The sequence below is a fragment of the Halalkalibacterium ligniniphilum genome, from assembly GCF_000334155.1.
GTDB lineage: Bacteria > Bacillota > Bacilli > Bacillales > Bacillaceae_D > Halalkalibacterium > Halalkalibacterium ligniniphilum.
Genome location: NZ_ANNK01000134.1, coordinates 1 through 16995, shown reverse-complemented (window position 1 = coordinate 16995; position 16995 = coordinate 1). Strand labels below are relative to the sequence as shown.

The 16995-nt window shown below is 40.5% G+C and carries 14 protein-coding genes and 1 pseudogene; 11 read left to right on the top strand and 4 right to left on the bottom strand.

Features of this window, described 5'->3' with window-relative positions; translation table 11 throughout:
- Window positions 1–352: 352 nt before the first annotated feature.
- Window positions 353–838, bottom strand: coding sequence for a transposase (locus BLT_RS24855; RefSeq protein ID WP_017728874.1), 486 nt, complete (start codon window positions 836–838; stop codon window positions 353–355).
- Between the two features lie 196 nt (window positions 839–1034).
- Between BLT_RS24855 and BLT_RS0116485 the strand changes: the two genes are divergently transcribed.
- From BLT_RS0116485 to rbsB, 7 genes and pseudogenes are all read left to right on the top strand, one after another.
- A complete protein-coding gene (locus BLT_RS0116485; protein WP_017728873.1) occupies window positions 1035–1421 on the top strand; it encodes a D-alanyl-D-alanine carboxypeptidase family protein in 387 nt (128 codons plus the stop codon).
- A 325-nt stretch (window positions 1422–1746) separates the two neighbouring features.
- Window positions 1747–2733, top strand: coding sequence for a LacI family DNA-binding transcriptional regulator (locus tag BLT_RS0116480; protein WP_017728872.1), 987 nt, complete (start codon window positions 1747–1749; stop codon window positions 2731–2733).
- Window positions 2734–2742: 9 nt separating this feature from the next.
- The gene (gene rbsK / locus BLT_RS0116475; RefSeq protein WP_017728871.1) at window positions 2743–3633 is read left to right on the top strand and encodes a ribokinase; all 891 of its coding nucleotides are present in this window, start codon (window positions 2743–2745) and stop codon (window positions 3631–3633) included.
- A 26-nt stretch (window positions 3634–3659) separates the two neighbouring features.
- Window positions 3660–4037: pseudogene (gene rbsD / locus BLT_RS24325) on the top strand (D-ribose pyranase); the annotation flags it as partial.
- A gap of 3 nt (window positions 4038–4040) precedes the next feature.
- On the top strand, window positions 4041–5549 hold the full coding sequence (locus tag BLT_RS0116470; protein WP_017728870.1) for a sugar ABC transporter ATP-binding protein: 1509 nt from the start codon (window positions 4041–4043) through the stop codon (window positions 5547–5549).
- Window positions 5546–6481 carry an ABC transporter permease subunit gene (locus BLT_RS0116465; RefSeq protein WP_017728869.1) on the top strand — a complete coding sequence of 312 codons (936 nt, stop codon included), beginning with the start codon at window positions 5546–5548 and terminating at the stop codon, window positions 6479–6481. Before BLT_RS0116470 ends, BLT_RS0116465 begins: the two co-directional genes overlap by 4 nt.
- Before the next feature lie 32 nt (window positions 6482–6513).
- Window positions 6514–7452, top strand: coding sequence for a ribose ABC transporter substrate-binding protein RbsB (gene rbsB, locus BLT_RS0116460; protein WP_017728868.1), 939 nt, complete (start codon window positions 6514–6516; stop codon window positions 7450–7452).
- A gap of 329 nt (window positions 7453–7781) precedes the next feature.
- Here the strand turns inward: rbsB and nspC are convergent, their stop codons facing one another.
- The 3 genes from nspC to BLT_RS22200 all read right to left on the bottom strand — a co-directional run bounded on the left by nspC (window position 7782) and on the right by BLT_RS22200 (window position 12027).
- Entirely contained in the window at window positions 7782–8909 is a 1128-nt protein-coding gene (gene nspC, locus BLT_RS0116455; protein WP_026105166.1) for a carboxynorspermidine decarboxylase, read from the bottom strand.
- A gap of 1 nt (window position 8910) precedes the next feature.
- Window positions 8911–10149 carry a saccharopine dehydrogenase family protein gene (locus tag BLT_RS0116450; RefSeq protein WP_017728866.1) on the bottom strand — a complete coding sequence of 413 codons (1239 nt, stop codon included), beginning with the start codon at window positions 10147–10149 and terminating at the stop codon, window positions 8911–8913.
- 936 nt (window positions 10150–11085) lie between these two features.
- Window positions 11086–12027, bottom strand: coding sequence for a LysR substrate-binding domain-containing protein (locus BLT_RS22200; RefSeq protein ID WP_017728865.1), 942 nt, complete (start codon window positions 12025–12027; stop codon window positions 11086–11088).
- Between the two features lie 205 nt (window positions 12028–12232).
- Here BLT_RS22200 and pdhA point away from each other — a divergent pair, with 205 nt between their 5' ends.
- From pdhA to lpdA, 4 genes are all read left to right on the top strand, one after another.
- Window positions 12233–13303, top strand: coding sequence for a pyruvate dehydrogenase (acetyl-transferring) E1 component subunit alpha (gene pdhA / locus BLT_RS0116440; protein WP_017728864.1), 1071 nt, complete (start codon window positions 12233–12235; stop codon window positions 13301–13303).
- A 6-nt stretch (window positions 13304–13309) separates the two neighbouring features.
- Complete coding sequence (locus BLT_RS0116435; RefSeq protein ID WP_017728863.1) at window positions 13310–14290, top strand: alpha-ketoacid dehydrogenase subunit beta; 981 nt, start codon at window positions 13310–13312, stop codon at window positions 14288–14290.
- Window positions 14291–14321: 31 nt separating this feature from the next.
- Window positions 14322–15596 (top strand): dihydrolipoamide acetyltransferase family protein, encoded by a 1275-nt coding sequence (locus BLT_RS0116430; protein ID WP_017728862.1) that lies wholly within the window; start codon window positions 14322–14324, stop codon window positions 15594–15596.
- Window positions 15597–15667: 71 nt separating this feature from the next.
- On the top strand, window positions 15668–16995 hold a 1328-nt coding region (gene lpdA, locus BLT_RS0116425; protein WP_017728861.1), incomplete at its 3' end, for a dihydrolipoyl dehydrogenase.

Here is a 16995-nt window from a genome sequence, read left to right as displayed (position 1 = left end):
ATTCATGAACACTGAGAGTATAAAATATTTTGTGCTATTAGCATTGCATAAACAAATTCAGTTGGTGTCAGCTTACTGTTTTTTAGTCAGTTAAAAAAAGTTAGAATATTACGCTTTTAATGATTTGAGTCTAAGTGAAAAAAAGAACAACTGTAAGATAAAAGGTAGTCCTTTTCCGCAATTTTACAGATTTTTCTCTAGTTAAACAGCGGGTCGTACGTTAAATCGTCTAAATGGCTCACCTCACCTTCATCGATTTAATGCTCAATGGTTCGGAATTTTTCTTCCCAGTTGAGCTTTCGCCGACCTTCGAGGAGCGTGTTGCTGCCTAAAAAGAGACCGAATGAAGGCATTAAATCCATTGAATTAAGAGGGTTTTCAACGTTTGTTTGATGTCAAGTAAGGGATTCTTATGATTGACACTTTGTTGCATAGAAACTTGTAAACAGTACGTGATGAGAGCGATCCAGATTTGATTACAAACGGCATTCTCGCTTTTTCCGTAGAAGCTTTTGACTTTAAGGTGCTGTTTCATCCACTTAAAGAAGGTTTCGATTTTCCAATGATAGCGGTAAAGCTCGCCTATTTCGTTAGCGGAGAGCTCAAAGCAATTCGTGACGATGATCACCGTGTTTCCTTCACGATCTTTGGTTTCAACGAGACGTAAAGGATGGGTCATTTTCGTTCCATTCTGTCCATTGCTAAGAAACACTTCTTGGTCTCTGAAAATAAGAGATTCAGAGGCAGGTTCAATTTGTGCAATCTTCTTTAAGCAGGTAATAATAACTGTTTGTGCACATAAAAAATGCTGTTCGTGGCAGTATATTTTTGAATACATTGCGCTTTACATGGAGTGGCGGATGGGTTAGGCTAATTGCCCAGAAAAGCTTGTTGTTGTGGTCTTTTCAAAAAAATCTGTCCAGAGGCTCCATGTCAAGCGACAAAATCAGAATGAATAAATTATATTATAACGAATAAATATACTGCCATTTGGTACATCAGTTAAATGCCAAATACACTTGAGGGCGAGTATTATGCCAGGTGACCGATTAACACTTGAACAATTACTTTATGCGATGATGCTGCCATCGGGGAATGACGCTGCTGTTGCCATTGCCGTACATATTGGAGGTAGTCAACAAGCGTTTGTAAACATGATGAATAAGCGTGCGCGTCAATTAGGTGCAACACATACGAATTTTGTTAATCCGCACGGCTATCATCATTCCAATCAAGTGACGACCGCAAATGATCTCGCATTAATTGCAAAAGAAGCTAGAAAACATTCAACGTTTATGAAGATAGTCAGCAAGCAGATACGGCTGTTTATCGAATTCAAGCTGGTGGTCAAACAAGAACATAGAAAAAAACAAATCAATGGATCCGACCAGACAGTCGATTTATATATCAATCGTTTTTGAAGGGAAAACAGGCTATACGACTGCTCCCCGTCATAATTTAGTTGTTTGCTGAAGCGAATGGTAATGATTATGATTAAGTAGCTGTCATCTTGCGAGGCACGACATCACAGCAACGTTATCTCGACTCACAAAAACTAATTCAGCGTGCAATTGCAACTCGCTTTAATTGTGATGCCGTTTCTTACAGTAAAGCCTGTTATTTTAGAAGCTTTGTATTGGTAGTAGGGCTCTGAGACATCAAAATTTTTAATTGACAGAATATACAATTAAATATAAAATATACTTATGTAACCGGTTACACATACTATGTACTGGAGAGGTTAGTATGGCAACGATTCGAGATGTAGCAAAGGAAGCAGAGGTCTCTGTTGCGACAGTATCAAGGGTGTTAAATAGCAATGGATATGTAAATGAAGATACAAGAAAAAAAGTGTTGGCAGCAATCCAAGCATTAAATTACACACCGAATTCAGTTGCACGAAGTCTATATAAAAAATCATCAAAAACAATAGGTTTAATTGTTCCTGATATTAAAAATCCATTTTTTCCTGAATTGGCTAGAGCGGTTGAAGATGTCTTGAACAAGAATAATTATACGTTGATTCTTTGTAATAGTGATGAGAAAGCGGGTAAGGAAAAAGAATATATAGAAGTTTTAAAACAAAAATATGTCGATGGATTCATTATTGTAACGAGCACGCTTACAGCTAGTGATGTTGATGGACTAAACGTTCCAATTATTTCATTAGACCGAATCTTTGAAAGTAATGTTCCAATAATCGCTTCAAAGAACTATGAGGGAGCACGAAAAGCAACGCGTTATTTAATTGATATTGGCTGTAAAAAAATTGCACATATTCGCGGGCCGCTTCATATTAGTACGGCAGATGATCGATGTTTTGGTTATTATGATGAGATGGAAAGTAATGGTATGTTAGAAGAAACTCTAATTGCAAATGGAAGCTATGATATAAAAAAAACGACAGAGGTGACGAAGGAGTTATTGTTAAATAATCCAGACGTTGATGGAATATTTGCAGGAAACGACGTCATGGCTGTTGGTGTATTAAAAGCAGCTGAGCAAACAGGAAGAGTTGTACCAGACGATTTAGCGGTTATTGGGTTTGATGGTATCTATTTATGCGAAGTGACAAGTCCACAGCTTTCGACAATTGCACAGCCGATCTATGAAATGGGATACCGAGCGGCAGAGACTTTAATTAATTTAATCGAAGGAAGGTTTGAAAAGTCTCAAGGATCCTACTCGTTTGACGTACAATTGATTGAACGACAATCGACAAAGAGGAAGTGAAAAATTCAGATGAAGCGACCTAAAATTACTGTTGTAGGCAGTATTAATATGGATTTGATTACGTCGACAAAAAAGCGTCCGAAGGTGGGAGAGACATTAATAGGTGAATCGTTCATGATGGTTCCTGGAGGTAAAGGAGCCAACCAAGCGGTTGCGGCAGCTCGATTAGGAGCGGATGTAACGCTTTTAGGACGAGTGGGTGATGATGCATTTGGTAAGGAATTAAGGGAACATTTACAAAGAGAAGGTGTTTCATTATGTAATGTGGAACCGGTTACACATTTGAGTACCGGGGTTGCTTCTATTACATTAAGCGAAGGAGATAACAGTATTATTGTTGTTCCTGGAGCAAATGAAGAGGTGACACCTGAACTAATTGATGAGTTTGAAGATACGATCGCCGTAAGTGATATTGTTTTACTTCAATTAGAAATTCCGATTAAGACCGTTGAATATTCGATTGAACTAGCGCATAAGCACGGCGTGCCGGTTATTTTGAATCCAGCACCTATCCAACCTTTAGCACAATCTTTGCTTGAGAAGATTACATATTTAACCCCAAACGAACATGAGGTAGATGAATTTGCGTTGGTGGATGTTGCCAATCTTATTGATAAGCTAATTATTACTAAAGGAGAAAAGGGGGTTAGCTTTTTACATAAAGGCACCCCAACCCACTTAGAAAGTTTTTCTGTTGAAGTTATAGATACGACAGGGGCAGGTGATTCATTTAATGGTGCTCTAGCAGTTGCCTTATCAGAGAATAAGGATTTAAAAGAGGCTTGCCGATTTGCATCAGCGGTTGGGGCATTAGCTGTGACAAAGTTAGGTGCACAAAGCGGTATGCCAACTAGGGAAAAGGTAGAGGCATTTCTAAATAAAAGAGGGCTAACACAATGATTCGGTAACAAAGGTAGGTGATGAAGGTGAAAAATAACGTTATCTTAAACAGCCATATTTCAGAAGTATTGGCAAAGCTAGGTCATACAGATTTCATTGTAATTGCCGATTCCTGACCATGTAAAGCGGATTGATCTATCAATGAAAGTAGGTATACCAAGTTTCATTGATACATTAGAAATTATTTTAGCGGACATGGAAGTTGAATCTATCACACTTGCATCAGAGATCAGTGAAATGAATCCTACAATACATACACAAATTTAGGGAATGATTGATGGAAAGAATGCGCAATATGTTACGCATGAGTCATTTAAAGAACTTTCACAACGGTCAAAAGCAATTATTCGTGCTGGAGAGGCAAGCCTTATGCAAATAGCATTTTACATGCGGGGGTGATTTTTTTAATGTCAAACCAATTTGAATCATTAGTGCAGATGAGTAATATTTGTAAAAGTTTCAGTTCAGTTAATGTTCTAAACAAGGTTAATTTTGAATTACTTCCAGGTGAAATCCATGCATTGATGGGAGAAAATGGTGCAGGTAAGTCGACGCTTATGAAAATCCTTACGGGTATTTACAGTCGTGATAAAGGAGTCATTTCTATTAAAGGAAAAGAGGTTGATTTTAAAACGGCAAAGGAAGCGGAGGAAATGGGTATTGCCGTTATGCATCAAGAGTTAAACATCATTCCACAATTAACCGTTGCTGAAAATATCTTTCTTGGCCGGCAGTTAACGTATGGCAAAACTGGCATTATTAAAACTAAAGAAATGATAAAGAAAACAAGGGAGTATTTACAGCGTTTAGGGGTAGATATCGATCCCAATGTTGAGGCAGGTCATTTGTCAGTTGGTCAACAGCAAATGGTTGAAATTGCTCGCGCAGTATCCATTAATGGCGATATTCTCATCATGGATGAGCCAACTGCAGCGTTAACCGATCGAGAAATTGAGGCTTTATTCAAGGTGATTTTAAGATTGAGAGATCAAGGTGTCGGCATCGTTTATATTTCACATCGAATGGAAGAAATATTCAGAGTTTGTGATCGGATTACCGTTTTACGAGATGGTTCATCGGTTGGAACGAAGAGCATTAAAGATACGAACTTTGATGAAATCGTCAAAATGATGGTAGGACGTGAGCTAGGGGAGCGTTTTCCTGAACGGACGGTAAGACCAGAAGGCGAACGAGTACGTGTTGAAGGGCTAACTAGCGATGGTTATTTTCAAGATGTGAGCTTTTCTGTAGGGAAAGGCGAAATATTTGGAGTGGCTGGATTAATGGGGGCAGGACGCACAGAAATTATGGAAGCAATTTTTGGGTCTTTGCCGACACATAGCGGAAGAATTTACCTTGATAACAAACAAGTGAGTATTAAAAATCCGTATGATGCGATTAAAGAAGGAATCGGATTTATTACCGAAGATCGCAAAAGTGAGGGATTAGTACTGGGGCTAACGGTTCGAGAAAACTTAACACTCACTAATTTGAACTCACTCTCTAGCTATGGCGTGATGCGATCGAAGAAGGAAAATGCCTTTGCGGAAGAGATGATTCGAAAGCTACGTGTTAAAACATCAGGCTCAGAACAAATCGTGAAGTCACTAAGCGGGGGCAATCAACAAAAAGTCGTTATCGGCAAATGGCTTGGTATTAACCCACGCGTCTTAATTTTAGATGAACCGACTAGAGGGGTTGATGTTGGTGCCAAGAAAGAAATTTATAACATTATGAATGAACTAGCAGAAAAAGGGGTCTCCATTATTATGGTTTCTTCTGAGTTACCTGAAATCTTAGGGATGAGTGACCGAATTATGGTTGTTCACGAAGGTAGGGTAACAGCTATTATTAATCGTGAGGATGCGGATCAGGAGGGTATCATGCAAGCAGCAACGGGAGGGAAAGGAACATGAAGCGTTCTCTTAATACAATTCAAAAGCTAGGTCCACTAATCGGTCTTTCTTTATTAATCATCATCTTATCGATTCTTAGTAATGACTTTTTAACGATAAATAACCTGTTGAATGTGTTACGTCAAGTATCGATTAATGCGTTGATTGCATTTGGTATGACGTTTGTCATTTTAACAGGTGGAATAGATTTATCTGTTGGTTCAATCTTAGCGCTTGCTGCAGCTATTACAGCAGGTATGCTAACAGGGGGGATGGATCCTATCCTTGCCATATTGCTTGGGCTTTTAGCTGGTGCTGTGATGGGAGCAATGAATGGATTAATCATTACAAAGGGAAAAGTCGCACCTTTTATTGCTACTTTAGCAACAATGACGATTTATCGGGGTCTAACACTCGTTTATACAGAGGGCCGTCCGATTACTGGACTTTCTGATAGTTTTACATTTCAAATGATGGGAAGTGGCTATGTTTTTTATATTCCGTTTCCTGTAATCAGTATGTTAATTGCTTATGGTATTCTCTATTTTATTTTAAAGAAAACAACATTCGGTCGCAGTGTGTACGCGATCGGGGGAAACGAGGAAGCATCTATTTTATCAGGGTTAAAAGTTGAGCGTATCAAAATCTACGTCTACTCTTTGACAGGCTTACTCGCAGCATTAGCTGGAATTATTTTAACTTCACGATTAGATTCGGCACAACCAACAGCTGGAACAACCTATGAATTAGATGCAATTGCAGCAGTTGTTCTCGGCGGAACGAGTTTAACAGGTGGACGTGGCTGGATCTTTGGAACGTTAATTGGGGCCTTAATTATTGGAATTTTGAATAATGGTCTTAATTTATTAAATGTATCATCGTTCTACCAACAAGTAATTAAAGGAGGGGTTATTCTACTAGCAGTCTTATTAGATCGTAAAAAGTCAGCTTAATCTATCACACTAATAACAAGGGGGAAATGAACATGAAGCAATGGGTAAAAGGATTTCTATTTGCAATCGTTGGGGTATTATTTCTAGTTGGTTGTTCAACAGATGCACCAGGTTCTAGTAACACGACAAGTAGTGAGAATCAAGGTACAGAGGATGCAACGCTTAAAGTTGGTTTCTCGATTTCAACATTAAACAATCCATTCTTTGTGACATTAAATGAAGGTGCTGAAGCAGAAGCGGCAAAACATGGTATTGAGATTACGACGGTAGATGCGCAAAATGATCCATCGAAACAAGCGAACGACATTGAAGATTTAATTCAGCAAGGTGTTCAAGTACTGCTTATAAACCCAGCAGATTCAGAAGCGATTACATCTTCGATTAAAGCTGCAAACGATGCAGGAATTCCAGTTATTACAGTAGATCGTAACGCGGAAGGTGGAGAGGTAGTCGCTCATATTGCCTCTGATAACATTGCAGGTGGAGAAATGGCAGGAGCATTTATTATTGAGCAGCTTGGTGGAGCTGGAAAAGTTGTTGAATTAGAAGGGATTCCTGGTTCTTCTGCAGCTCGTGAACGGGGTGAAGGGTTCAATAATTCAATTACAAATGAAACTGGAATTGAAGTTGTTGCACGTCAATCTGCTGATTTTGACCGTGCACAAGGGTTGACGGTAATGGAAAACATCTTACAAAGTAACCGTGAAATCGATGCCATTTTTGCTCATAATGATGAGATGGCACTAGGAGCAATTGTTGCATTGGAAAGTGCAGGGATTGAAGATGTATTAGTGGTTGGTTTTGATGCAACGGATGATGCAGTAAAAGCTGTTGAAGATGGAAAAATGGCTGCCACAGTGGCGCAGAAGCCTGAAGCAATTGGTGTTCAAGCTATTCAAATTGCTATTGAAGTAAACGAAGGTAATACAGTGGAGGAGTTTATTCCTGTTGAACTTGAATTAGTCCAATAAAAGCGGTGAAGACTAGGCAGTTTGATCTCAAAGAGATTATCAAATAGAACGCATGTATTTCTTTATGAAATCACATGCGTTTTTTCTTAGAAAATTGCAAAAGGCTTAACTCAATATCACTTTTAAGGACAATCCTAAGGTTAGGATTTGAAAAAGTTAAGTTAGATGATACTCTAGGTTGAGCCAAGACTAAAAGTATATGGTAAGAAAGATAAATGATTTTATCCGTTTATTAGACAAAGAACCAGATTCATGTTTCAGAATCTGGTTCTTTAAAAGCCCTGTGTGAGGGACATTTTTTTATTACAGAGATATATCACTTATGAATTTTAAGCTAGTCTCATCTTAAAATCTTGATAGCCAAATTCGCGTACGACCTGACAATCTCCGTTTTTATCTTGTATAGCAATGGCTGGAAGTCCCATACCGTTAAACGTCGTGTTCTTCACCATTGAGTAAATCGCCATATCACCAAAAATTAAACGATCGCCGATTTTTAATGGTTGATCAAATGAATAATCGCCTATTACATCGCCTGCCATACAGGTTGAGCCGCCAAGTCGATAAAGAAATGGCTTCTCTCCTGCTTCTCCTGATCCTAAAAGAGGGGGACGGTAAGGCATTTCCAATACATCAGGCATATGACAAGATGCAGAAGTGTCAAGAATCGCAATATCGACTCCATTTTGGATTGTATCTTGGACGGTCGTCACAAGATATCCAGCATTGAGAGCAACAGCTTCACCTGGTTCAAGATAGACTTCTAAACCGTATTTTTCCTGCATGCTTTTAATGCATTTTTCAAGTAATGGAATGTTATAGTCTTCTCTTGTGATATGGTGACCGCCGCCGAAGTTGATCCATTCCATCTGCGGGAGCCACTGTCCAAACTTTTCTACCACTGCTTCAAGAGTGGTTGCTAAATCGTCAGCGTTTTGTTGACAAAGTGTGTGGAAATGCAGCCCTGAAACACCTTCAAGCAATTCGGGACGAAACTGCTCTTTGGTTACACCAAACCGAGAACCTGGTGAGCACGGATCATAAATGGCATGACCATCTTGGGTAGAGCATTCAGGATTGATGCGCAAGCCCACTTTTTTACCAGCTTGAAGCACTTTCTCTTTATATTTTTCCAGCTGTGAGAAGGAGTTAAAGATGATATGGTCACAAATCGAGATAATTTCCTCGATTTCATCCTCACGATAGGCAGGGGCAAAGACATGATTTTCTTTGCCCATTTCCTCGTAGCCGAGGCGAGCCTCGAATAAGCCGCTTGCTGTCGTACCACTTAAATACTCTGCAATGAGAGGATACATCTTAAACATCGAAAATGCTTTTTGTGCCAATATAATCTTACATCCTGTACGTTGCATGACGCCGTTCAGGATTTTTAGGTTTTTTTCCAGAAGACCTTCATCGACTACATAACATGGTGTTGGTAATTCTTCAAACCGCATCTTAACGAACAAGCTCCGACTCTTTTTCTTTAATAGGCTCAGAATCTACAAGCTCTGGATTAAAATCTTCTTTCCATGGAAGACCCCACTTGTTCAGTGCTTCCATGAATGGATCTGGATCAAATTCTTCAATATTGTATACGCCTGGTTTATTCCATTTTCCAGTCATCACCATCATCGCTCCGATCATAGCAGGAACGCCTGTTGTATAAGAAACGGCTTGGGAACCCACTTCTCTGTAGCATTCCTCATGGTCACAAACATTGTACAGGTAATACGTTTTATCTTTTCCGTCCTTTTTACCTTTGAAGATACAACCGATGTTCGTTTTTCCTTTTGTGCGTGGTCCAAGTGAAGCAGGATCTGGTAATACTGCTTTCAAGAATTGAAGCGGAATGATTTGTTTTCCTTCGAATTCAATCGGCTCAATGGAAGTCATTCCTACATTTTCAAGGCACTTTAAGTGAGTAAGGTAGCTTTGACCAAATGTCATGAAGAAACGGATACGCTTAATTCCTGGGATGTTTACAGCAAGAGATTCAAGTTCTTCATGGTAAAGCAAATACATATCTCTCTCGCCAATTTCAGGGAAGTTATAAACGCGTTTGATTTCCATTGGCTTCGTCTCGATCCATTCACCATTTTCCCAATATCTTCCGTTGGCTGAAACTTCACGAATATTGATTTCAGGATTGAAATTCGTTGCAAACGGATAGCCATGATCACCTGCGTTACAGTCGAGAATATCGATATACTCAATTTCATCAAAGTGATGCTTAAGCGCATAAGCAGAAAATACACCTGTTACACCAGGGTCAAATCCGCTGCCTAAAAGAGCTGTAATACCAGCCTTTTCGAAGCGTTTGCGATAATCCCATTGCCATTTATATTCAAATTTTGCCGTATCTTCTGGCTCATAGTTTGCTGTATCCAAATAGTTTGTTTTTGTTGCAAGGCAAGCATCCATGATTGTTAAATCCTGATACGGTAAAGCTAAGTTCATCACAATATCTGGTTTTACCTCTTCAATTAAAGCAATCAGCTCGTCCACATTATTTGCATCCACTTGTGCAGTTGTAATTTTTGTTTTGCCGCCATCTAGCTTGGCTTTTAAGTCATCGCATTTTGATTTTGTACGACTTGCGATACAAATCTCTTCAAATACATCACTGTTTTGAACACATTTATGGATGGCTACTGATGCCACTCCACCACAACCGATAATAAGCGCTTTTCCCATTCTCCTATCTCCTAACTTAAATTTTTGTAAAGCAAAGAGGATTTCCATAGCAACCTGTAGAAATAGATTATTGTCAAAACCATTCAAGGTTTTGGGCAATAAAAAAAGCAAGTGTAAAACGCATAATTGCGCACAACACGTGCTTTAAATATATTTATCAATATTAAAAAAGCATAGGTATATCAATGACAAAAGTCATGCGTATACGTCTACCTTAAAAATCCTGAGACATTATAGGTAAGCTTATTAATATTCAAAATATATCATAGGATCAGAGTCTATAAAGCAAATAATTACTTTTACCACTCTTATTGACCGTTTCACAAGTTGTGTGCATATGCACTGGTTGTAAAGTAACCAACTTATAAAATTTGAGCTTTTAACTCAATCAATAAGGCAACTAAAGTTGCCAATCGGCATTTGACCCGGCTGTCCGTATGGCCTTAACTTCCTTAAAGGAAGTGGTCAAAAATTATCTGCTTGGAAATACTCAAGATTTTTGAATATTAGCTTTCCAATTCATGCTTCTTTATATTATCAGCATGTAATCAAAATAGCAATCAATACATTAAAATTTATTCAAAAACTCTAGCTGTAATTCATTGGTAGAAATTTTAAGAGTTTAGCCTTCTAGGTTCTTTATTAAGACTATGCCCGATTGCTTTTTTAGTTAAACCATTTTGGTAGAACTTTTTTGAGGTAAACTCTAATAAAATCTCATAGTATCTCATTTAGCCACTCAAACTTGATCACAACTTTGTATGGCTTTTTTAATTTAGGCGCAAATTTTTAATAACTTTTTATCTTGAATTTTCCCATTGAAATGTAAGGCTATGAAAATTTTCAACTATTTAAAAAAAGCCGCATTCTTCGAGCTGTAGAATGCGGCTTTAAGTCGCCAAAATTCAGCTGCTTTATTACCCTCATGCAGCAAAACTACGCCTTATCCTCATGTTCTTCCCATGCCATACCATGGCTGTTTTGTACCTCTTGTAAAACCGAGACCTCCCTACAAAAGCTGAGGAAGGAATGGACTAAAGGGGAGGTTTCTTCTTTTCTCCAGGCAACCCCTATTTCTGCGCTAGGTGTTTGGTCATCCAGCATTCGAAAAACAACCCCTTTATTAAATAAAAATTGAATGGAATAGGGAACTAACGCGATGCCAAGCTCTGATGCGGCAAGGGCGACCGTTGTTTGCATTTCTGGTGCTTCGTAGACGATATTTGGACTGAAGCCTGCATCATAGCAAAGCTTCATGATCGCGTCATAAAATCTTGGTCCGACAAGGTTTCTTGGGTATAAAATAATTGGCATATCTTTTAAAGCATAGAGCGGTAACGGCTCACCGAGCTCCAACAAAGGATGTCCTTCCGGTAATGCAGCGACCCACGGTTCACGCCGAATCGTCTCGAAGTTTAGCTCGTCATTGGTGGAAGGGGGACGCATGATGCCGATATCAATCGTTCCTTTTGATAGTCCCTCCATTTGATTGGGCGTTAACATTTGTGAAAGGGTGATGTCGACCTTAGGGAAACGTTTCCGGTAGCCCTTCATTAAAGGAATCAAATCATAGTTGGCTGAACCAATGAAAGCCAATACAAGGCTTCCCACCTCACCACGGTGAGCCCATCTTGCCACGTTTTGCGCATGCTCAAGCTGAGCCTGCAATTTTCGCGCTTCCTCTAAAAACAGCATACCGGCTAAGGTTAATTCCACTTTCCGGTTGGTGCGGTTAAATAGAGAAACTCCTAGTTCCTTTTCTAAATCTTTAATCTGCTTGCTTAAGGGCGGTTGTGCAATATGAAGCCGCTCAGCAGCTTTTCCAAAATGAAGCTCCTCTGCGACCGTAACAAAATATCTTAGATGCCTTAACTCCATTTTAGGGTCCCCCTCATCTTTTTGATTAATATCTCATAAGTATGATTCGAGCGTCAAATATATATTTGAAATGTATTTGAAAACGAAATAAACTATAATCAAATCATACAGTCCTTGCCATGTGCTCCCCATTTTTTGCTTTTATTATTAATGAAAGCGTTTTAATAAATGGACATGGAAAGAAAATAAAATGGGAGGGATAAAGATGGAGCAAACAGTTCAATTTGATTTGGTTCGAGTCATACATGACGACGGAAGTCTGGCTGAAGGGCAGTCAGTTGATCTAGGGGACGAGGAATTATTAGATTTATACAGGAAGATGCTCTTTTCCCGAGTCTTAGATGAAAAAGTTTTTCGTCTGCAGCGCCAGGGGAGAATTGGCACGTATCCTCCTTATAAAGGACAGGAAGCGGCACAGGTTGGGAGTGCCACCCTCCTTGAACGGTCAGATTGGATGTTTCCCTACGGCAGAGATCTCTGTGCGACGTTAATGTTTGGAAAGGACATTGTGACAGCCCTTTTATATTTTGCCGGACATTACAACGGGGGGACTGTCAACAAGGGTGTGAATATTTTTCCGTATGGGATTATGATTCCTCCGCAAATCCCACAGGCGGTAGGGGCAGCGTGGGCTTCTAAAATGAGAGGTGAGAAGGAGATTGCCTTAACCTATTTCGGAGACGGGGCCACCTCCAAAGGGGACTTTCATGAAGGGTTAAATATAGCAGCCGTTTTCAAAGCACCTGTTGTGTTCTTCTGTCAAAATAATCAATGGTCGATTAGTGTTCCTTTTTCAAAGCAAACGGCGACACCAACGATTGCTCAAAAAGCGATTGCTTATGGAATCAAAGGAGTTCTTGTTGATGGCAATGATATTCTTGCAGTTCGAAAAGTGACAAAAGAAGCAATTGAACATGCAAGAAATGGGAATGGGCCGACCCTAATAGAGGCATTAACGTATCGTGTGCAGCCTCATACGACGGCGGATGATCCGACCCGATACCAGGATAAAACGGTCGTGGAAGAATGGAAGCAGCGTGATCCCCTCGAAAAGTATCAAAAATTTTTAGAAAAAAGAGGAATTTTTGAAAAGTTTGAATTTGAAAAGGTATTGGCAGAAATTAATGAGCAGATTGCACAGGCCGTTGAGGAATTTGAAAATGTCCCAAAAACGAAGCTTGAAGACATTTTTGATCGGGTTTACACAGAGATGACAGACGATCTTCGTAAGCAAAGAGATGAAGTGCGAAATTTTCATGCAACAGAGGGGAGGTAATGTGTGATGGCACAAAAAAATATGATTCAAGCAATTAATGAAGCAATCTCACAGGCACTAGAAGAAAACCCAACTGTTTTGGTGATGGGGCAGGATGTAGGAAAAAATGGTGGAGTATTTCGGGCAACAGATAAGCTGCAAGAAAAATTTGGCGAAGACCGAGTCATTGATACTCCTTTGGCTGAGTCTGGAACCGTTGGCGCTTCGATAGGACTTGCTGCAAATGGATTTAGACCGATTGTAGAAATGCAATTTATGGGCTTTATGTATGCAACGATTGATCAGGTTTGTTCGCAGCTGTCTCGCAGTCGGATGCGGACAGGTGGCAGCTTTTCAACACCTCTTGTTATCCGTGGCCCTTTTGGCGGTGGAGTGAGAGCGTTGGAGCTGCACAGTGACAGCATAGAGGCCTTCTTTACTCATACGCCTGGCCTAAAGGTTGTGATTCCAAGTAATCCGTATGATGCGAAAGGGTTGTTACTTTCAGCGATCGATGATCCAGATCCCGTGATCTTTTTTGAGCCAATGCGTCTGTATCGCTCCAATCAAATGGAAGTTCCTGAGGAGCCTTACCGCATTCCCCTCGGCAAAGCGAATGTCGTAAGAGAAGGAGAGGACATTACATTAATCAGCTGGGGGCCTCCAGTGGTAACGGCAACAAAGGTAGCTGAACACTGTGCTGAGAAGATGGGCGTTTCCATTGAAGTGGTCGACTTACGCAGTCTCGTTCCGTTTGATTATGAAACGGTGATGAATTCCGTCAGAAAAACAGGCCGCATCATTGTTAGCCATGAGGCAGTTCGGACGAACGGGTTTGGAGCAGAAGTGGCAACACGAATTATGGAAGAAGCGTTTCTCTACTTGCAGTGTCCGATTAAGCGAGTCACCGGCTACGATACGCCATATCCTTTTACGCAAATTGAAGAGGAATGGCTGCCGAATATGGACCGGTTACTTCATGCTGTAAAAGAAGTTTTAGACTATTAATCATTGCAGGAAATAGGGAGGAGGAGATGGGATGGTGTATGAATTTAAGCTCCCAGATGTTGGAGAGGGTATCGCTGAGGGTGAAATCGTCAAATGGTTTATTAAGCCCGGAGATGTGATTAAAGAGGACCAAATAATTGTCGAAGTGCAAAACGATAAAGCAGTCGTAGAGATTTCTTCACCTGTTGCTGGAGAAGTAGCAGCCCTTCATTATGAGGAAGGAGATACGGCAGAAGTAGGTTCGGTCATCGTTTCCATTAAAACGAGTGATTTAGGAAAAGCGGCTTCGGAAAAAGCAAAGCCGCAAAAAACAGCAAAAGTGGCTGAAGCTGAAAAAACGCAATCAGTAACGGATACGTCAGCACTAACTCAGGTGCAAGGTGGTTCGAAACGAAAATATCTTCCATTAGCGGTTCCGTCCGTACGGAGGATTGCTCGGGAATTAAATGTTGATCTCACGCTGATTAAGAAGGGAACCGGTAAGGGTGATCGCATCACCGAAGAGGATGTCAGAGCCTTTTTGAAAGGTACATACCAGGCAGAAAAGGCGGAGTCTAATGCTGGAACTGAGCGGAATCCATCTCCTGTTGTCGCAAATGATGAAACAGATGAACGAGTGCCATTAAAGGGAATTCGTAAGCAAATTGCCCAAAATATGATGAAGTCCCTGTCATCATCTGCTCAAAGTACGGTGATGGATGAAGTGAATGTGACGGCGCTTGTCTCGCTGAGAAAGAAAATAAATGAGGATGGACGGGATAAAGGAGTAAAGCTGACGTATCTTCCATTTATTATTAAGGCTACCGTTCGTGCTTTACAGGAGTTCCCGTATCTGAACGCAGCGTTGGATATGGATGCCCAGGAGATCGTGTTGAAAAAGGCATACAACATTGGCATCGCTGTTGATACGACAGCTGGTCTGATGGTTCCAGTGGTCAAACGAGCCAATGCAAAAAATTTACTGCAGCTGTCGGAAGAAATGAGCGAATTATCGGAGAAAGCTCGTGCTAGCAAGCTTCAGATGGGTGAAATGCAAGGCGGGACATTCACGATTTCCAATATCGGCTCAACGAGAGCTGTTCAATTTGGAACACCGATCCTCAACCATCCAGAGGTTGCGATTTTAGGGATTAATAAAATTCAGAAAAAACCGATTGTTGCCAATGATGAAATTACTATTGGTTATGTCATGAGCATTGGATTAACGTTTGATCATCAAGTGATCGACGGTGTGATGGCGGCGAACTTCTTAAAAAGAATCATGGAGCTTCTAGAAAAGCCTCATTTACTTTTTTTAGAGTTATAATCATGCATCAAACAAAGCCATTTTATAAATCAATGGGTATGAATCAGAGGATGTTAAGGAGATGATTTGGCATGGTTGTCGGGGATATAGCTCGTTGGACCCAAGTGATAGTCATTGGCGGAGGACCAGGAGGATATGTGGCAGCGATACGAGCCGCTCAATTAGGGAAGGAGGTCACCCTTGTAGAGAAGGAAGATTTAGGCGGTGTGTGCTTGAATCGAGGCTGCATTCCTTCTAAAGCAATCATTCATGCAGCAGATCAAAAGTACAAGCTTCAGCAGTCAGAAGTGTTTGGACTGAAAGTAACCGACGCTTCCTTTGAGATGAATCAAATGATGGATTGGAAGCAATCCATTGTTAGCAAATTAACAAATGGTGTTAATGCCTTGTTAAAGTCCAACAAAGTTAATGTCGTAAAAGGGGAGGCTCGATTCATCGGTAAAAACAAGATCGAGGTTATGTCTGAGGAGAGCCGTGAGCTTTTTGAATTTGAGTATGCCATTATTGCAACAGGTAGCCGGCCCAATGAAATTCCTAGGTTTGAGTTTGACGGGGAAACGGTGATTAGTTCCACAGAAGCCTTACAATTGACGGATGTGCCAAACGAATTGGTCGTGATGGGAGGTGGTTACATTGGGCTAGAATTAGGAACAGCCTATGCAAAGCTAGGAGCAAAGGTTACGATCATTGAATTGCAGGATCAATTGTTACCAGGTACCGATCTTGAGTTGATTCAGCCTGTGTACAAAAATCTTAAAAAAATCGATGTAGATGTATTCACAGGTACTAAGATTAAGGCCCATGAAAAAATTGGAGCTCAAATGAAGCTAGTGCTAGACACATCTCTAGGGGAGCGTTCAATCACCGCCGATAAGCTACTAGTCTCTGTGGGGCGCCGACCGAATAGTGAACAGCTTGGATTAGAGGAAATCGGAGTAGAAGTGAATGAAAAAGGCTTCATCGTCACCGATCAACAATGTCGCACAAGTCAGTTCTCAATCTTTGCAATCGGTGATGTAGCCACAGGTCCTATGCTGGCACATAAGGCTTCGAAAGAGGGAATTGTAGCCGCAGAAGCTCTTTCAAACAAAGCAAGTGAAATGGATGCTTTTGCAATGCCTGCGGTCATTTTTACTGACCCTGAAATCGCGACAGTTGGACTTAGTCCTGATGCTGCCAAAGAAAAAGGATTTGAAATTACGGTAGGGAAATCACCTTTTTCAGCCAATGGGCGAGCGCTCTCAACACAGCAGGCGGAAGGATTTGTACAAATCGTTGTAGAGAAGGAGTCTGATAGGGTCTTAGGGGTTCAAATGGTTGGTCCTGATGCATCTTCATTAATTGGAGAAGCAGCGCTAGCCATCGAGCTAGGGGCTAAAGCAGAAGATATTTCTTTGAC

Coding starts and splice junctions, on each gene's coding strand:
- BLT_RS24855 (WP_017728874.1), bottom strand. CDS start 838: ATGTATTCAAAAATATACTGCCACGAACAGCATTTTTTATGTGCACAA.
- BLT_RS0116485 (WP_017728873.1), top strand. CDS start 1,035: ATGCCAGGTGACCGATTAACACTTGAACAATTACTTTATGCGATGATG.
- BLT_RS0116480 (WP_017728872.1), top strand. CDS start 1,747: ATGGCAACGATTCGAGATGTAGCAAAGGAAGCAGAGGTCTCTGTTGCG.
- rbsK (WP_017728871.1), top strand. CDS start 2,743: ATGAAGCGACCTAAAATTACTGTTGTAGGCAGTATTAATATGGATTTG.
- BLT_RS0116470 (WP_017728870.1), top strand. CDS start 4,041: ATGTCAAACCAATTTGAATCATTAGTGCAGATGAGTAATATTTGTAAA.
- BLT_RS0116465 (WP_017728869.1), top strand. CDS start 5,546: ATGAAGCGTTCTCTTAATACAATTCAAAAGCTAGGTCCACTAATCGGT.
- rbsB (WP_017728868.1), top strand. CDS start 6,514: ATGAAGCAATGGGTAAAAGGATTTCTATTTGCAATCGTTGGGGTATTA.
- nspC (WP_026105166.1), bottom strand. CDS start 8,909: ATGCGGTTTGAAGAATTACCAACACCATGTTATGTAGTCGATGAAGGT.
- BLT_RS0116450 (WP_017728866.1), bottom strand. CDS start 10,149: ATGGGAAAAGCGCTTATTATCGGTTGTGGTGGAGTGGCATCAGTAGCC.
- BLT_RS22200 (WP_017728865.1), bottom strand. CDS start 12,027: ATGGAGTTAAGGCATCTAAGATATTTTGTTACGGTCGCAGAGGAGCTT.
- pdhA (WP_017728864.1), top strand. CDS start 12,233: ATGGAGCAAACAGTTCAATTTGATTTGGTTCGAGTCATACATGACGAC.
- BLT_RS0116435 (WP_017728863.1), top strand. CDS start 13,310: ATGGCACAAAAAAATATGATTCAAGCAATTAATGAAGCAATCTCACAG.
- BLT_RS0116430 (WP_017728862.1), top strand. CDS start 14,322: ATGGTGTATGAATTTAAGCTCCCAGATGTTGGAGAGGGTATCGCTGAG.